Below are 16151 nucleotides of genomic sequence, written 5' to 3'. Positions count from 1 at the left end.
ACAGCTTTCCAGCGCCCGCTCCCTGCGCCGTAGGCTGGAGCAATGAGTCTTTCCCGAGAACATGCCGCAGATCTGTCCCCTGACACTGTGGTGGTAGCGGCAGGCCGTCCCGAACGAAGCCATGACCAGCCCGTCAACCCGCCGATCGTTCTGTCCTCCACGTATTTCGGCACAGGAGCACTGAGCGACGGCGACCGCGGCTACGGGCGCTATGCGAACCCCACGTGGGATCCGTTCGAAGAAGCGCTGGCCCAACTGGAGGGCGCCGAGCTCCCCGGCCTGCTTTATGCCTCGGGCCTGGCCGCAGTGAGTTCCGCGTTGTCGCTCGTGCCGGCCGGGGGAGTCCTCGTCATGCCGACGCACAGCTACGCAGGATCGCTCGTCATGGCCACCGAACTCGCGGCCAAGGGCATCCTTGAATTGCGGACCGTCGACATCGCGGACACCGACGCCGTCAAGGCACAGCTCGCCCCCGCGGAGGGAAAGCCCGCCAACATGCTGTGGATTGAAAGCCCCACCAACCCGACGCTCGGCATTGCCGACGTCCGGGCCCTGACCACCGCTGCCCGTGAGGCCGGCGCCATCGTGGTCACGGACAACACCTTCTCCACGCCGCTTGTCCAGCAGCCCCTCAGCCTGGGCTCCGACGTCGTGCTCCATTCGGTGACCAAATACCTGGCCGGCCACTCCGACGTCGTACTCGGCGCCTTGGTGACATCCAATCCGGAACTGCGCGCGGAACTCCTCCACCACCGCATCATCCACGGCGGCATCGCGGGTCCTTTCGAGGCCTGGCTCGCGCTCCGCGGACTGCGCACGCTGGCACTCCGGATCGAGCGCTCGCAAGCTTCTGCCGCAACGTTGGCCGAGCGGCTGAGCACCCACCCGCGTGTCGAATCCGTACGTTTCCCAGGACTGCCCAACGACCCCGGCCACGAACGGGCCAAGTCCCAGATGAAGGGCTTCGGTTCGATCCTGTGCATCCAACTGGCCGGGGACGGAACCCGCAGCGGTGCCGACGCAGCGGATCAACTCGTTCGTGCATTGCAGTTGTGGATCCCCGCGACGTCGCTGGGTGGGGTCGAATCCCTCATCGAACGCCGACGCCGGCACACCGCCGAGCCGCTCAGCGTGCCAGACAACCTGGTCAGGATGAGCGTAGGCATCGAGAACGTCGAAGACCTCTGGGCCGATTTAGAGCAAGCACTCAAGTCGCTTGACCGCTAGGCTTGAGGACGTGGACGGAAAAATTTTGATTTCATACATCCAGAATGGGATTTGGTTCATTCTGGGACTGGTTGCCTTCGCATTGGAGCTGTGGGCGCTGGTCGATTGCCTGCGCCACAAACCCTCGTCCTTTGAAGCCGCATCCAAGCGCACCAAGACCTTCTGGCTGGCCCTGACCGGCGTCGCCGCGGTGATCGGCGGCCTTTCCGTCCTCGGTGGCGGCGGTGGCTTTGGTATCTTTGGCATCGCCGCCGTGACCGCGGCATGCGTCTACTTGGCGGACGTCCGTCCCGCGGTGAAGGAAATCGGCAACAGCGGCCGCAACCAGGGGCCGTACGGTCCTTGGTGAGCCCCACCGGCTCCCTAAGCTCGCAAGCTCGCTCAGGGAACCCTGCCGGCGTGGGCCCAGGTTAGCTAGGCCGGAGCCACCGCTGACCAGTCGACAGTAAGTTCACCCAAGCGCCAGCGCGACGTTCCGTCCTGAAGCGGCCAACCGGCGTCGCGCATTGATTGGCACATGGCGGTCCACCGCTGCCTCCTGCCAAAGGACGCAAGCGGCGCGGCCTCCAACCAGGCCTGGTCCAGAGCATTCAGGAAAGCATGAATGCGTTCTCCGGGGATGTTGCGGTGGATGAGTGCCTTCGGGAGGCGTTCGGCCACGTCGGAGGGCAGTTCGAAACTGCCGAACCGCATGGACAAGCTCAGGCTCAACGGTCCGTTCGGATCCAACGCAACCCACGTCACCCTTCGGCCGATTTCGTCGCACGTGCCGTCGATGAACAATCCTTGCGGTGCCAACCGCGACTGCACGAGCGCCCAGATCCCGGCCACATCCGATTCCTCGTATTGCCGCAGCACGTTGAAGGCCCGCACCAACACGGGATTGCCTGGAACAGGAACCTCGAAACCGCCCACATGGAAGCTGAGCCCGGGCCTCTCCAAGGATTTCGCGATCCGGACGCGCTCGGGTTCGATCTCGATCCCGCACACGCGGACGTCCGGACGGACGGCCTGCAGCCTTTCGAAGAGTTCGACGGCGGTGGCCGGGGAAGCGCCGTAGCCGAGGTCCACTACCAAGGGGTCGACGGCGGAGCGCAGCCGCCATCCCTGCGGGCCCGCCAACCAGCGGTCCAGGCGGCGCATGCGGTTGGGATTGGTGGTGCCTCTGGTGATGTTGCCGACGGGTTTGCCGCGTCTTCCCTGCACCCGCTCCGCTTTTTGCACCACCGTCCAACTTTATCCTCCAACGCGGGGTCACTTACGGCCCATCCGAGGCGCAAACACCGGCGCTAAGTGACCCCGCGTTGCGGAGGGCGTAACGCCCGGCAGCGGCAGGGCCTGATCGCTTAGGATGAAAACCATGACTTACAAGCTGATTCTGCTGCGCCACGGCCACAGCGACTGGAACGCCAAGAACCTGTTCACCGGCTGGGTGGACGTCGACCTGAACGACCAAGGCCGCGAGGAAGCAGCGCGCGGTGGAGAGCTACTGGTCGAGAACAACGTTCTCCCGGACATCCTGTACACGTCCCTCCTCAAGCGGGCCATCAACACCGCGAACATCTCCCTGGACAAGGCTGACCGCGGCTGGATCCCGGTGAAGCGTGACTGGCGCCTCAACGAGCGCCACTACGGTGCGCTGCAGGGCAAGGACAAGGCCCAGACGCTCGCCGAATTCGGTGAAGCGCAGTTCATGGAATGGCGCCGCAGCTACGACACCCCGCCGCCTGCCCTTTCCGATGACAGCGAGTTCTCCCAGGTGAACGACGTGCGCTACGCAGGCCTCGGCGACGCCCTGCCTCGCACCGAGTGCCTCAAGGACGTCCTCGTGCGTCTCCTGCCGTATTGGGAGTCCGACATCAAGGAAGACCTCAAAGCAGGCAAGACGGTCCTGGTCACGGCCCACGGCAACTCCCTGCGCGCCCTCGTCAAGCACCTCGACGGCATCAGCGACGAAGACATAACCGGCCTGAACATCCCCACGGGCATCCCGCTGGTCTACGACCTGGACGAGAACTTGGGGGCGGCCCAACCACCAATGGTGGGCCGGCCGCCGTCGTTGTTTATTAAGCCCGGCTAGAAGCCTTCTGGCTGCCATTCACCGGTGACCAGGTAGGTCACTTTGCGGGCAACGGAGACGCCGTGGTCCGCGAAACGCTCGAAGTATCGGCTGGCAAGCGCCACATCCACCGTGGTGGCCGCAGTCTCGGCCCAGGCGGGATCTGCGATTGCCCTGAAGACGCTCAAGTGCAGATCGTCCACCCGGATGTTGAGCTTGAGGATGTCCCGGGCGACTTCCAAGTCACGCGACTCCAAGAGCAGGGTGACCTTCTGGATGATTTCGAGGTCGAGGCGCGCCATGTCCTTGAACGTTGCTGTCAGCTGCTCCGGGATGACCGTGGCCGGGTAGCGCAAACGGGCCAGTTGGGCCACGTGCCGGGCGAGGTCACCCATGCGCTCCAGGGATGCGCTCATCCGCAGGGAGCCGACAATCATCCGGAGATCGCTTGCCACGGGGCCCTGGAGGGCCAGGATGTCGATGGCCCGTTCGTCGAGTCCGTTCTGCAGGAAATCGATGCGGGCATCGGCAGCAATGACATCCTGGGCAAGATCAACGTCGGCACCTTCGAAAGCGGTGGTCGCGTTCTGGATCGCCTCTGTGACCAGTTTTGAGATCTCGATGAGGTCCTCACCGACCTGGATGAGCTCCTCCTGAAAAACCTTGCGCACGGTGGCGTCCTCTCCTTGGAAATCTCCTCCGCACCCCTCTGACGGCGCGGAAAATCATCACAGCTAACTACGGTCCAACTAGTAAGGGTGGCAGTGGTCAATGAACGATTGCGCACCTTTAGGTGAACGTTAGCTGAACCGGGGCCGTTTGGTGACCGTTCCATATTTTGCAGTGTTTTGAGCGCATAAGCTAGATCCGTGGATCCAGTGCTCATCGGTGTCATCGCAGGTCTAGTCGGCCTGTCGTGCGGCGTCTTTGGCGTGCTCGCGTTCAGGCTCAGTGAACGGCAGCGGAAGATCGTGGACCTGGACGTCACCGAGCCGCTGCTTCCGGAGGGAGCCGCGGAGGTGCTGTCCGTCGTCGGGCGCGCTTTCGTCGTGGTGGACGCGATCGACGGCGTCGTCCGGGCCAGTCCCGCGGCCTATGCGTACGGCCTCGTGCGGGGCCACACGGTGGTCCACAAGCAGTTGCTGGACATGACCGCAAAGGTGCGGCGCGACGGCGTGATCCTGGAGGAGACTTTCGAGTTGCCCCGCGGTCCCCTTGGCAAGGGAACCATTGTGGTGCAGGTGCGGGCAGCCATGCTCGGATGGGAATATATCGTCCTCTTGGCCGATGACCGCACCGAAATCACGCGCACCGAAGAGATCCGCAACGACTTCGTGGCCAACGTATCGCACGAACTCAAGACGCCGGTGGGTGCCATCTCCCTGCTGGCCGAGGCGCTCGAGGCAAGCCCGGACGACGAAGAAGCCGTGCGCCGCTTCGCCAAGCGCATGCACAAGGAATCCACACGGCTCGCCGCGCTGGTGCAGGACATCATTGAGCTGTCCCGGCTTCAGGGCGCGAACGTGGCACAGCAAGGGCACACCGTGGATATCAATACGGTGATCGCCGAAGCCGTGGATCGTTCGCAGCTCCCGGCCGAACTCAAGAACATCAAGATCGTGGTCGGCGGCCGCTCGGAAACAATGGTGTTCGGTGACCAGGACTTGTTGGTGACCGCCTTGCGGAACCTGATCGACAATGCCATCCGTTATTCGCCGGAGAACACCCGTGTGGGAGTGGGGGTCCGCGCTAAAGAGGGCGTGGTGGCCATTTCCGTCACGGACCAGGGCGAGGGCCTCAGCCCCGAGGATCAGGAACGCATCTTCGAACGCTTCTACCGCGTGGATGCGGCGAGGTCCAGGCAGACCGGGGGAACAGGCTTGGGCCTGAGTATCGTCAAGCACGTGGTGTCCAACCACGGCGGCGAAGTCACCGTCTGGTCGCAGCCCGGCCAAGGTTCTACTTTCACCATCCGCCTTCCGGAAATGGAAGGCCAGGAGGACGACGCCGGGGCGAAGCCCCGAAGCGTGATTCAAACGACGGGCGCTGTGCGCGCCCTAGAGCAAGGAGCTGGCGCTTGAGCAGGATTCTGATCGTGGAGGACGAAGAGTCCTTCAGCGACCCTCTTTCCTACCTATTGGGCAAGGAAGGCTTCGATGTCCAGGTTGTGGACAACGGCAGTGACGCCTTGGTGGAGTTCGACCGGAACGGGGCCGACCTTGTGCTGCTGGACCTGCAGCTTCCGGGGACCCCTGGCACCGAGGTTTGCCGGCAATTGCGCCAGCGCTCCAGCGTCCCGGTCATCATGCTGACGGCCAAGGACTCGGAAATCGACAAGGTGGTTGGCCTGGAGCTTGGCGCGGACGACTACGTCACCAAGCCGTACTCCTCCCGGGAACTCGTGGCGCGCGTTCGTGCCGTGCTGCGGCGGCAAGGCGAGCCGGAGGAACTCATCACGTCCACCGTGCAGGCCGGCCCTGTCAGGATGGACATCGAGCGGCATGTGGTGAGCGTCAACGGCGAACAGGTGTCTCTTCCGCTGAAGGAGTTCGAACTCCTCGAGATGCTCCTTCGCAATTCGGGCCGCGTGCTCACCCGCGGGCAGTTGATCGACCGCGTCTGGGGCTCCGACTACGTGGGCGACACCAAGACCTTGGATGTCCATGTGAAGCGTTTGCGCAGCAAGATCGAGCCTGACCCTTCGGTGCCCCGCTACCTCGTGACAGTGCGCGGCCTGGGCTACAAGTTCGAGCCGTAGGAACCCGTGGGGCCGGCGAGGTCCGGAACGGCCGCGTAAGGCGAACAGAGAGCAACATAGCAAAAGGAAGGGCTCCCGTGGTGGGAGCCCTTCCTTTTGCGTTCGTGGAGCCGGATCTGTTGCAGACCCGAGCGGCGCAGGTCGCTGGCCGACTAGTGGCCGGTGGCGCTCGGCGTCGGGGTCGCGCTGGTGCCCGAGGTCGCGCTGCTGCCCGGGGTGGCGGAACCGCTGACCGAGGGGCTCGGAGAAGCGGAAACGGTGGGGAGGTACTTCGCGTATTCCTTCAACGAAGCATCCAGGACCGGGAACTGCACGGTGCGGGAATCGGAGCCGGACTTGATGGTCACGGAAACCATGGAGCCCGGGGCTCCGCCGCTCGTGCTCAGAATCGCGGGGTCGGTGTTCTCGTTGAGGTAGGTCTGGGACTTGGCCTTGACCGGAATGGTCGCCTGTGACCCGCCGGCACCACTGATGGTCAGGGTTGCATCGCTCGAGGAGGTGTTGAACACGGCACCAATGACGCGCCCCGGCTTGTTGGCATCCGTGGAGACGATGAGCATGTTGCGCAGCTGGAGCGAACCGAGGTCATCCCTGACGCCGTCAGACGGAGAATACTGCTCGTTGGTCTGCTGGGGGTTGATGTAGCCACAGCCGGTCACGGACAAGAGACCGATGCCGATGGCGGCCGCTGCCATCGCCAGTTTGCCGCGCTGGACACGGTTCATCGCAGTAATGCGCACGACACGTACTCCTCTAAGAGTCATTGGAACACTTTTCAGGCATAGCCTATCGGCAAACTAGCAGGAACAAGGATTCCGATCACCATTGTGGCGGCCCTCCAGAAGGAGTAGCGTCATCGGGAACGCTGTGTCCAATGCACTTTTATGCCCTCCCGTCAAGGGGGTGCCGGAGGGCTGAAAAGGCCATTTTCCGCGTATTTACAGGGCTCAGGACCCCTTTCCGTGCCAATCGTATGCCTTAAGCGTGATAAACTGGTCTGCGGGAAAGGGGAAAGTCCACATGGTTTTTGAGGTCGGCGAGACAGTAGTTTACCCTCACCACGGTGCAGCAAAAATTGAAGAAATCAAGATGCGCACTATCAAGGGCGAAGAGAAAATGTATCTCAAGCTCAAGGTGGCTCAGGGTGATCTGACCATTGAAGTTCCAGCAGAAAACGTAGACCTTGTTGGGGTTCGCGACGTAGTGGGTAAGGAAGGCTTGGAGCACGTATTTGACGTCCTCCGTGCCGAGTTCACTGAAGAGCCCACCAACTGGTCCCGTCGCTACAAGGCAAACCTGGAGAAGCTTGCTTCCGGCGACGTCATCAAGGTTGCAGAGGTCGTCCGCGATCTTTGGCGCCGTGATCACGATCGCGGCCTTTCCGCAGGTGAAAAGCGAATGCTGGCCAAAGCCCGTCAGATTCTGATTTCAGAACTGGCATTGGCTGAGAAGACCGACGAAGAGAAGGCCGCAAGCGTTCTCGACGAAGTTCTGGCTTCCTAACAGAGATTCAAAGATTTGAACCCCGGTGGCAACCTGCCGCCGGGGTTTCCTTTTGCCCAAAAGCACAACTCCCGGCCCCGCAGCCCAACTGTCCCCACCGGCTCCCAGCCTTCGCAAGCTCAGGCAGGGGCCCTCGCCGGCGTTGGCCCACGCAGTAGGTGTCGTTTTTAGCGCCCAAAACGACACCTAGTGCGAGCTAGTTGGGCGGGTGGGCACCACGTAGGCTTGGGCGCATGACTACACAATCCCAGCGCGAGGCCACCGCCGTCGTCGTCGTTGCGGCCGGCTCAGGGGAGCGGCTTGGCTACGGCATGCCCAAGGCAAAAGTGCCGCTGGGCGGCGAAACGATCCTGACCCATGCCCTTCGCGGCGTCGCGACGGCGGACGTTGCCCGCCAGATTTGCGTGGCCGTCCCGGCGGGGGACCTGGAACTGCGCGAGCTTTGTGAACAATTCCGCCAAGAGCTGGGCGCTGACGGGCCGCTGATCACAGTGGTCGACGGCGGATCCACCCGCGCCGCTTCGGTCCGCGCCGCCCTAGCGGCGCTACTTGAGGGAACGCGCGCCGTGCTCGTTCACGACGCCGCGCGGGCGTTGACTCCCGACCGGGTCTTCCACCGCGTCGCCATGGCGCTCTCGTCGGGCGCCAAAGCAGTCATCCCCGCAATGCCGGTGGTGGATACCGTCAAGATGGTTGTGGAAACTGACGGGGACGACGCCGGAATCGCGCCGGAGATCGTCACCGGCACCGCCCCGCGCGAACAACTTCGTGCGGTGCAGACCCCGCAGGGGTTCGACTACGAGACATTGTTGCGCGCCCACGCGGCGGCCGCGACGTTCGACGACGAGCAATCGGCGGCAGTCACGGATGACGCCATGCTCGTTGAGCTCCTGGGCGTTCCCGTTCACGCAGTCCGAGGTGCCAGCCAATCGCTGAAGATCACCACGCCGCTGGACCTCATCATTGCCGAAGGCCTGCTGGAAGGGCCGCTCGGATTCCGCTGGGTGGAAGGCTGATGGCAGCCTCGGAGAACGTAGCGATGATCCTGCCGCGCACGGGCATCGGGGTTGACGTGCACGCCTACGCGCCCGAGAACGATCCGCAGCCGCTATGGCTCGGCGGACTGTTTTGGGAAGGGGAACGCGGACTGTCAGGCCATTCCGACGGCGATTGCGTCGCCCATGCAGCGGCCGACGCGCTCTTCTCCGCGTGCGGCATCGGCGATCTGGGCACGCATTTTGGTACCGACCGTCCCGAGTTCGCAGGTGCGTCCGGGGTGAAGCTGCTGGGGGAGGCGGCCAGGATTGTCCGTGCCGCCGGTTTCGAAATCGGGAACGTGGCTGTGCAGTTCGTTGCCAACAGGCCAAAATTCGGGCCGCGGCGTGAAGAGTCGCAGCGCGTCCTGAGCGCCGCCGCGGGAGCTTCCGTCAGCGTCACGGCGACCACGAGCGATGGCTTGGGTTTCACGGGGCGCGGCGAGGGCATTTCCGCCGTCGCCACGGCCCTCGTTTACGCCGTGGCGGCAGCGCCCCCAGGCGATGCCGCCTAAAAAGAGTTAGTTGGTGTGCAACGAAGCCAGATGGTGCGCATCCGCTAATCTGGAGCGGTGACCCTGCGCTTTTACGACACTGCATCCGCCGAAGTCCGCGACTTCGTTCCCCTTGAAGCCGGCAAGGCCAGCGTCTACTACTGCGGTGCCACGGTGCAGGGGGTGCCGCACGTGGGGCATGTCCGTTCCGCGATCGCCTTTGACCAGTTGACCCGCTGGCTTGAATACCGCGGGCTGCGTGTCACTGTTGTCCGCAACGTCACGGACATCGACGACAAGATCCTTGCGAAGTCGGCGCAGTCGTTCGGGCCGGACTGGGCCGAGGAACCCACAGCCAAGGCCGAGGAAGAATGGTGGGCCCTGGCCTACCGCTACGAGCAGGAGTTCGAGCAGGCCTACGACGTCCTCGGCGTTTCCCGCCCCACCTACGAACCCCGCGCCACCGGCCACATCCCCGAGATGCACGCCCTCATTCAAAGGCTTATCGACCGCGGGCACGCCTATCCTGCGCTGGACGACTCCGGGGACGTCTACTTCGACGTCCGCTCCTGGAGCAAGTACGGCTCGCTGACCCGCCAGAACATCGACGACATGCAGGGAGCCGCCGACGTCGAGCCTCAATTCAGCAACAGGAAGCGCGACCCGCGCGACTTTGCGCTCTGGAAGGGCTACAAGGACGGGGAGCCGACGACGGCGAGCTGGGTTTCGCCGTGGGGAACCGGCCGGCCGGGTTGGCACCTTGAATGCTCCGCCATGGCTACGAAGTACCTGGGCCAGCAGTTCGACATCCACGGCGGCGGCTTGGACCTCCGCTTCCCGCACCATGAGAACGAGATGGCACAATCGCAAGCTGCGGGTGACGAGTTCGCCAACTTCTGGCTGCACAACGGCATGGTCACGTATGAGGGCGAAAAGATGTCCAAATCCGTAGGCAACACGGTGAGCCCCGAAGAAATGCTCGAGCTCGCGAGTCCACGGGTTGTCCGGTACTACCTCGGCCAGGCGCAGTACCGCTCCATCCTGGACTACCGGCCCACCTCGCTCCAGGAGGCCGCGGCCGCCGTGGAGCGCATTTACGGTTTTATTGCGAAAGCCTCCAAGAAGTTCGGTGGCGAGTTCGCCGCGCACCCCGAGTCGAGCCCCGTGCCGGATGCCTTCGCAGCTGCCATGGATGACGATCTCAACGTTCCGCAGGCCCTCGGCGCCCTGCACGAGACTGTCCGTGCCGGAAATACGGCGCTGGCGTCCGGGGATGACACCGTGGCCCGGCAGTCACTCCAAGCCGTGCTCGCCATGACAACCGTTCTTGGACTCAACGATGTCCGCGGCGAAGTCCAGGAAAACTCCGAGACGGCCCAAGCCCTTGAAGTCCTCGTGGAAGCCCAGTTGCAGGCCCGCGCCGAGGCGCGCGCCAACAAGGACTGGGCCGCTTCCGACGCGATCCGCGACACTCTCGCGGCAGCCGGAATCGCCGTCGAGGACGGCGCCGATGGGGCGAGTTGGAGCCTCAAAAAGGACTGAGAAAGCGCCGTCGTCCCGATTTAAGTTGATTCAGTAGACTTGATTGCAGACGTACTCAACACAATCAAGGGTGGAATTCATGGCCAACAACGGTCGCCGGGCTGTCAAAAGCAAGAAGGGCCCCACCACCGGAACCGGTGGCCACGGTCGAAAGGCCTTGGAAGGCAGGGGTCCAACCCCCAAGGCTGAGGACCGCGAGTACCACAAGGCGTACAAGAGCAAGCAGCTCGCCGAGCGCTCCGCGGCCAAACGCGCAGCCGGGGGCGCCAGCCGCTCCAACCCGGGCGCCCGCTCAGGCCCGAAGGGTCGGGCTACCGAGGAAGTGGTCACTGGACGCAACTCCGTGGTGGAGGCGCTGCGCGCCGGAATCCCCGCGAAGGCACTGCACGTTGCCATCCGGATCGAGATGGACGACCGCGTCAAGGAGTCCCTCAAGCTCGCCGCCGAACGGGGCATCCCGCTGCTGGAAACCGGTAAGCCCGAACTGGACCGCATGACCGAAGACGCCGTCCACCAGGGCCTCGTACTGCAGATCCCGCCGTACGAATACCAGGACGCCTACGACCTCGCCGAAGAGACGGTCGCCAAATGGAAGAAGGGGTACATTCCCAACGCGCCCCTCTTCGTTGCGCTCGACGGCATCACTGACCCCCGCAACCTGGGCGCCATCATCCGCTCCGTTTCCGCCTTCAGCGGCCACGGCGTGATTGTTCCGGAGCGCCGCTCCGTCGGCGTCACCGCTTCGGCTTGGAAGACCAGCGCAGGCGCGGCGGTCCGCGTCCCCGTGGCCCGGGCGGCCAACCTGAACAACGCCCTCAAGCAGTTCAAGCAGATGGGCATCTTCGTGTTGGGCCTGGACGGCGACGGCGATGTCTCGCTGCCGGATCTCTCCTTGGCCACCGATCCCGTGTGCATTGTCGTGGGTTCCGAGGGCAAGGGCCTCAGCCGCCTGGTCCGCGAAAACTGCGACCAGATCATCTCCATTCCGATCGACTCGGCCATGGAATCGCTCAACGCCTCCATGGCCGTGGGCATCTCCTTGTACGAAGTCTCAAGGCAGCGCGCCACGAAGTAACCCTGCGGTGGGTGGCGGCACAGCCACCGGCCAAATACAGACGCTCGCTCACTTATAGGGTGTTTCCGACGGACGCTCGCTCACTTGATGTGAGCGAGCGTCCGTCGATTTAACACCAGATGTGAGCGAGCGTCCGTCGATTTAACGCCAGATGTGAGCGAGCGTCAGTGTTCCCTCGAGAAGGCGGGGTTAGAAGTCGCGGCGGTTGGCTAGGACCGGGAGCTTGGCCCGTGCGTCCTCGACGACGGCGGCATCCAGCTCCGCGAACAAGAGGCCTGGCTCGGCGTCGAGCTCTTCAAGCACGTTTCCCAAGGGGGACACGACGACGGAGTGCCCCACTCCGGTCGGCGCCGCACCCTTGGGTTCACGGCCTTGGCTCGCGGGATCGCCCTGGCCGCAAGCAAGCACGAAGGTCGTGGTGTCGATCGCCCGGGCGCGCGCGAGCAGTTTCCACTGTTCCGCCTTCCCCGGCCCGGCACCCCAGGAAGCGGACACGATATTCACGACGGCTCCACGATCGGCATTGGCGGTGAAGAGGGCAGGGAAACGGATGTCGTAGCACGTGGCCAAGCCAAAGGTGAGCCCTCCGGCGTCGAACGTCACCGGATCAGTGCCTGCGTCGACGGTGTCCGATTCGGCAAAGCCGAAGGCGTCGAAGAGGTGGATCTTGTCGTAGCTGGTGTCCACTCCGGGCCCGGTGGCGATCAGGGTGTTCCGGACCTTGCCGTTGTTGCTGCCGTCGGACGCCAGCCCGGGAGTGAACATTCCGGCCACGATCACGATCCCAAGGTCCTGGGCGATCTTCCGCACCTGGCTGGCCCATGGCCCGTCAAGGGGTTCGGCGATGTCAAGCAGGGAATTCCCGAACGCCCGCATGGTCGCTTCGGGGAACACCACGAGCTCTGCGCCGCCTTCCTTGGCCCGGCGGGCGTAGTCTTCCAACAGGACCAGGTTCTCTGCCAGCTCGCGGCCGCTGATGAGTTGAGCAAGGGCGATTCGCACAATTACCTCCACATTGGTGTATAGCCAAAGTATGCAACGACCGTGCCGAGGATTCGAACTCATCCGCGTGCGTGGGGGCGCATTCGGCGCAACCGACACAATCCGCTCAAACGGCTGGTTTCACGAAAAGCGCAATGAGCCGGGCGATTCGACGTTTCAGCAGGTGAGGGGCTTGTTTGCGTTCGCCGGGGCCGCCGGCTTGGTTCCGGTTGCCGGGCATGACCACTGTCATATGGGCCGCGGGCAAGGGAGAATTGGCGTCGGAGACTAAACTCTCAAGTAATGGTTATGCCGATTTTTGACACAGCATCTACAGTGGACGCCTCGCGGCCGTCGCCGCTCGGGCTGAGTATTCCGCGGCCTGAAGTGTCCGACGGCGACACCCCCTCGCCGGACCGGGTCAACGTCGCTCTATGGGCCCCCGGACTTACTAGGGTCGAAATCGCCTACAAGGCCCCCGGTGACTCCTGGAAAGTCCACACGCTGCCCAAACTTGAGGACGGCGTGCACTACGGGATCGTGGACGGGCTGCCACCCGGCACCCGGTACGGCTTCCGCGCGGCAGTCCACGATGACGCGCTTCCACTGTCCGTTCCTGCTCTGGACTTTGACGCCGACGACGCCGAGCAGCTGTTGCTGGATCCGTACGGTCGGGCGGTGCACCAGCGCGGTGAACTGCTGACCTCCGTGCGGATGGAATCGGGTTTTGACTGGGGTGACGACCGTCCGCTGCGCACGACGTGGCGGGACACCATTGTCTACGAGGCCCACGTCCGCGGCCAAAGCATGCTGCATCCCGATATCCCGGAGCACCTCCGCGGCACCTACGCCGGCATGGCCCACCCCGCAATGATCGAGCACTTCCACTCACTGGGAGTCACGGCCGTTCAATTGCTGCCCATCCACTTCCACATGGACGAGCAGCACCTGCAGTACCTGGGCCTGACCAACTATTGGGGCTACAACACCGCAGCCTTCTTTGCGCCCCATGCGGACTACGCCACGCAGGCCGCCCAGCAGGCCGGCCCCCACGCCGTCCAGGACGAATTCAAGGGCATGGTGAAGCTCCTGCACGCCGCCGGGATCGAGGTGATCCTCGACGTCGTCTACAACCACACAGCGGAAGGCGGGCCCGACGGCGACACCTTCAGTTTCAGGGGCCTGGGCGAGGAGCGGTACTACCGCCACGATGCCCACGGCCGCTACCTCGATACGACGGGCTGCGGCAACACCCTCAATTTCGCCGAACCCAGGGTAGTGGATCTGGCCATTGAGTCGCTGCGCTATTGGGCGGAAGAATTCCACATAGACGGCTTCCGTTTCGACCTTGCCGTGACCCTGTGCCGCAACGCGGGCAACGAGTTCGATCCTGAGCACCCATTCCTGAAGCGGATCGCGGAGGATCCGGTGATCTCCCGGACCAAGCTCATTTCCGAACCGTGGGACGTGGGCTACGGTGGCTGGCAGACCGGGCGCTTCCCCGAAGGATGGGTGGACTGGAACGATCACTTCCGCGACGGCGTGCGGCGCTTCTGGCTCTCTGACCGGGGCGCTGCCGACGCGGGGATGTCCGGCGGCAACGTGGGAGTCCTGGCCGACGCCTTGACTGGCTCCACGCGGGTATTTGAATCGTCGGGACGCTCCAGGCTCGCCTCCCTCAACTTCATCACCGCCCACGACGGTTTCACGCTCGCCGACTTGGTGTCCTACGACCGTAAGCACAACGAGGCCAACGGCGAACAAAACCGCGACGGCCACAGTGACAACCGCAGCTACAACCACGGATTCGAAGGACGCACGGAGAACGAGAGGATCCTTGCGGCGCGCGCCCTTTCGAAGAGGAACCTCATGACCACGTTGATGATCTCCATCGGCGTGCCCATGATCACTGCCGGAGACGAACTCGGGCGCACACAGCAGGGAAACAACAACGCCTATTGCCAAGACAACCCCCTGACGTGGATCGACTGGACCCAGACACCCGAATCGCATGAGATGCTGCGGAGCACCAAACGGGTGATCCGGCTCCGCAAGGAGTTCATGCAGGCCCAGGACGCAGGCTTCCCGGACAAGGGGACGGGCCTGGATTGGTTTGACGACAAGGGCCAGCCCATGACCGCGGCCCGTTGGCACGATCCCTCCCTGCGGGTTGTGCAGCTTTTGGTGAGCTCGGAGGGCGGCGCTTACCGCGGCTTGATCGTGATCAACGGGAACAAGGATGACCAGAAGGTTGTCCTGCCCAAGCTGGTTGCCGAATCCGGGGCGGGGAGCCGGATGTTCGAACTACGCCTGACGACGTCCGAGCTCAATGACCGCAGGCAGGGAGCACTGGTCGCGGCAGGCGAGCGGGAAGTCGTCCAAGGCAACACCATCAACGTCTACCGCACCTAGGAACCATGAAGATCTATTCCGCAGACACCTGGACACTGGAAGAACTGCAGGAACAAGTGTCCGACGCCGGCCGCCGCACCGTGATGGTGCCGCCGGCAGCCAGCAAGAAGGCCGTCTTGGAAGTGTTCGGCCAGGTGCTCGATTTCCCCGAGTACTACGGGGTGAACCTGGACGCGCTCAACGATTCACTCCACGATTTCGCAGACAGCGTCTCTGAGGATGACCAACCACCCGTCACCCTGATTTGGCAGGTCCCGGCGGCCTACCGGACAGACCGCTCCTTCGGGTTGGTTTGCGAAATCCTCCAGGACGCCGAATCCTACTCCGGGCGGGACATCGCCGTCATAGCGGTCTTCCAGCAGTAGCCAACTAAACCGAATCCGCCGGGTGTCAGTGATCCGGAAGCGTGCGTCAAAAGCGACGAAGGAGCTAGCACGCGTAGGATTGCTGACACCCGGGGCCCGGTTAGCCGCTACGCGTTGACGATCAGCCCCAGTTCGGCCTTGGAGGCCAGGGAGGGGTGCTTCGGGAAGACCCGGACGGTGTAGCCGAAGGATCCGGAGCGGTTGATCAGGATGGACCCCGTGAACAGGTGGCGCCCGTTGCCAAGATCCTCGAACGAGTTCAGTTCGGCCACGGTGATGTCCTCCAACTCATCGCTTTCTTCAGCCCGCCCGTAAGCTACCTCGACGCTGACGTCGTCCGGTGTCAGGGTGTGCAGGGCGATGTACGCGTTGACCTGGAGGGTGTCCCCGACCTGGGGCTCCTCGGAGACGCCCACGGAGTCAACGTGTTCAACGATCAGTTGCGGCCAGGCGTTGCGGACCTTGGTGGTCCACGCCGCGAGTTCCTTCGCTTCCTTGAAGGAGCCCGCCACGGCATGCCGTCCGGACTCCGCTGCCGGGCGGTAGAGGGTATTGACGTAGTCCTGGAGCATCCGGTCGGCCGAGACGGCCGGGCCGAGGTGGGCCAGGGTGTGCTTGATCATGGAGACCCAGTGCGTCGGGATCGCTTCCGGGCCGGACTGCGAGGGCCCGGCCGCGCCGGCTTCCGCGGAGACCGTGGA

At 63.8% G+C, this 16151-nt stretch carries 16 protein-coding genes and 1 pseudogene; 12 read left to right on the top strand and 5 right to left on the bottom strand.

Translation table 11 applies throughout. From position 1 onward, the window contains the following. The first annotated feature begins 42 nt into the window (after window positions 1–42). Window positions 43–1227, top strand: a complete 1185-nt coding sequence (locus AC1DJW_RS11750; protein WP_476901472.1) for a trans-sulfuration enzyme family protein — start codon at window positions 43–45, stop codon at window positions 1225–1227. A 10-nt stretch (window positions 1228–1237) separates the two neighbouring features. Beyond that, complete coding sequence (locus AC1DJW_RS11745) at window positions 1238–1576, top strand: DUF2516 family protein (RefSeq protein WP_284753414.1); 339 nt, start codon at window positions 1238–1240, stop codon at window positions 1574–1576. Between the two features lie 65 nt (window positions 1577–1641). On the opposite strand, the gene AC1DJW_RS11740 is transcribed toward AC1DJW_RS11745, so the two are convergent. Continuing rightward, window positions 1642–2454: a class I SAM-dependent methyltransferase gene (locus AC1DJW_RS11740; protein WP_390281113.1), complete on the bottom strand. Its 813-nt coding sequence runs from the start codon at window positions 2452–2454 to the stop codon at window positions 1642–1644. Between the two features lie 133 nt (window positions 2455–2587). On the opposite strand from AC1DJW_RS11740, the gene AC1DJW_RS11735 reads away from it, so the two are divergent. Next, window positions 2588–3307 (top strand): phosphoglyceromutase, encoded by a 720-nt coding sequence (locus AC1DJW_RS11735; RefSeq protein WP_476901471.1) that lies wholly within the window; start codon window positions 2588–2590, stop codon window positions 3305–3307. Here AC1DJW_RS11735 and phoU read toward each other — a convergent pair. After that, a complete protein-coding gene (gene phoU, locus AC1DJW_RS11730; RefSeq protein ID WP_284753411.1) occupies window positions 3304–3957 on the bottom strand; it encodes a phosphate signaling complex protein PhoU in 654 nt (217 codons plus the stop codon). The two genes, AC1DJW_RS11735 and phoU, sit on opposite strands and share 4 nt — an antisense overlap. Window positions 3958–4164: 207 nt before the next feature. Between phoU and AC1DJW_RS11725 the strand changes: the two genes are divergently transcribed. Beyond that, window positions 4165–5367, top strand: coding sequence for a sensor histidine kinase (locus AC1DJW_RS11725; protein ID WP_284753532.1), 1203 nt, complete (start codon window positions 4165–4167; stop codon window positions 5365–5367). Further along, window positions 5364–6044 (top strand): response regulator transcription factor, encoded by a 681-nt coding sequence (locus AC1DJW_RS11720; RefSeq protein ID WP_059388662.1) that lies wholly within the window; start codon window positions 5364–5366, stop codon window positions 6042–6044. The genes AC1DJW_RS11725 and AC1DJW_RS11720 overlap by 4 nt, the downstream gene beginning before the upstream one ends. 152 nt (window positions 6045–6196) lie before the next feature. Here AC1DJW_RS11720 and AC1DJW_RS11715 read toward each other — a convergent pair whose 3' ends face one another. Then, window positions 6197–6769 carry a hypothetical protein gene (locus tag AC1DJW_RS11715; protein WP_390281337.1) on the bottom strand — a complete coding sequence of 191 codons (573 nt, stop codon included), beginning with the start codon at window positions 6767–6769 and terminating at the stop codon, window positions 6197–6199. 295 nt (window positions 6770–7064) lie between these two features. On the opposite strand from AC1DJW_RS11715, the gene AC1DJW_RS11710 reads away from it, so the two are divergent. The 5 genes from AC1DJW_RS11710 to rlmB all read left to right on the top strand — a co-directional run bounded on the left by AC1DJW_RS11710 (window position 7065) and on the right by rlmB (window position 11692). Further along, the gene (locus AC1DJW_RS11710) at window positions 7065–7547 is read left to right on the top strand and encodes a CarD family transcriptional regulator (protein ID WP_011690592.1); all 483 of its coding nucleotides are present in this window, start codon (window positions 7065–7067) and stop codon (window positions 7545–7547) included. Between the two features lie 233 nt (window positions 7548–7780). Next, entirely contained in the window at window positions 7781–8563 is a 783-nt protein-coding gene (ispD, locus tag AC1DJW_RS11705; RefSeq protein ID WP_390281110.1) for a 2-C-methyl-D-erythritol 4-phosphate cytidylyltransferase, read from the top strand. Window positions 8564–8586: 23 nt separating this feature from the next. Continuing rightward, entirely contained in the window at window positions 8587–9096 is a 510-nt protein-coding gene (gene ispF, locus AC1DJW_RS11700) for a 2-C-methyl-D-erythritol 2,4-cyclodiphosphate synthase (RefSeq protein WP_476901533.1), read from the top strand. A gap of 57 nt (window positions 9097–9153) precedes the next feature. Continuing rightward, complete coding sequence (gene cysS, locus AC1DJW_RS11695) at window positions 9154–10617, top strand: cysteine--tRNA ligase (protein WP_476901470.1); 1464 nt, start codon at window positions 9154–9156, stop codon at window positions 10615–10617. 79 nt (window positions 10618–10696) lie between these two features. Beyond that, window positions 10697–11692: a 23S rRNA (guanosine(2251)-2'-O)-methyltransferase RlmB gene (gene rlmB, locus AC1DJW_RS11690; RefSeq protein WP_390281106.1), complete on the top strand. Its 996-nt coding sequence runs from the start codon at window positions 10697–10699 to the stop codon at window positions 11690–11692. A 189-nt stretch (window positions 11693–11881) separates the two neighbouring features. Here rlmB and AC1DJW_RS11685 read toward each other — a convergent pair whose 3' ends face one another. Beyond that, window positions 11882–12694, bottom strand: a complete 813-nt coding sequence (locus AC1DJW_RS11685; protein ID WP_284753370.1) for a carbon-nitrogen hydrolase family protein — start codon at window positions 12692–12694, stop codon at window positions 11882–11884. Window positions 12695–12976: 282 nt separating this feature from the next. Between AC1DJW_RS11685 and glgX the strand changes: the two genes are divergently transcribed. Beyond that, complete coding sequence (gene glgX / locus AC1DJW_RS11680; RefSeq protein WP_476901469.1) at window positions 12977–15085, top strand: glycogen debranching protein GlgX; 2109 nt, start codon at window positions 12977–12979, stop codon at window positions 15083–15085. 5 nt (window positions 15086–15090) lie between these two features. After that, complete coding sequence (locus AC1DJW_RS11675; protein ID WP_390281100.1) at window positions 15091–15450, top strand: barstar family protein; 360 nt, start codon at window positions 15091–15093, stop codon at window positions 15448–15450. A gap of 107 nt (window positions 15451–15557) precedes the next feature. Here the strand turns inward: AC1DJW_RS11675 and AC1DJW_RS11670 are convergent. Continuing rightward, window positions 15558–16151, bottom strand: a pseudogene (locus AC1DJW_RS11670) (DUF3417 domain-containing protein); the annotation flags it as partial.

This window comes from Arthrobacter sp. 05L417 (genome assembly GCF_056397865.1).
Note: the sequence above shows the minus strand (reverse complement) of the source record. Positions and strands in the feature narration are given on the sequence as shown.

What these genes read in the sequence shown, in the direction of transcription:
- AC1DJW_RS11715 (WP_390281337.1), bottom strand. Translation starts at nt 6,769, where the DNA reads ATGAACCGTGTCCAGCGCGGCAAACTGGCGATGGCAGCGGCCGCCATC.
- AC1DJW_RS11750 (WP_476901472.1), top strand. Translation starts at nt 43, where the DNA reads ATGAGTCTTTCCCGAGAACATGCCGCAGATCTGTCCCCTGACACTGTG.
- glgX (WP_476901469.1), top strand. Translation starts at nt 12,977, where the DNA reads ATGGTTATGCCGATTTTTGACACAGCATCTACAGTGGACGCCTCGCGG.
- ispF (WP_476901533.1), top strand. Translation starts at nt 8,587, where the DNA reads ATGATCCTGCCGCGCACGGGCATCGGGGTTGACGTGCACGCCTACGCG.
- AC1DJW_RS11675 (WP_390281100.1), top strand. Translation starts at nt 15,091, where the DNA reads ATGAAGATCTATTCCGCAGACACCTGGACACTGGAAGAACTGCAGGAA.
- ispD (WP_390281110.1), top strand. Translation starts at nt 7,781, where the DNA reads ATGACTACACAATCCCAGCGCGAGGCCACCGCCGTCGTCGTCGTTGCG.
- AC1DJW_RS11710 (WP_011690592.1), top strand. Translation starts at nt 7,065, where the DNA reads ATGGTTTTTGAGGTCGGCGAGACAGTAGTTTACCCTCACCACGGTGCA.
- rlmB (WP_390281106.1), top strand. Translation starts at nt 10,697, where the DNA reads ATGGCCAACAACGGTCGCCGGGCTGTCAAAAGCAAGAAGGGCCCCACC.
- AC1DJW_RS11735 (WP_476901471.1), top strand. Translation starts at nt 2,588, where the DNA reads ATGACTTACAAGCTGATTCTGCTGCGCCACGGCCACAGCGACTGGAAC.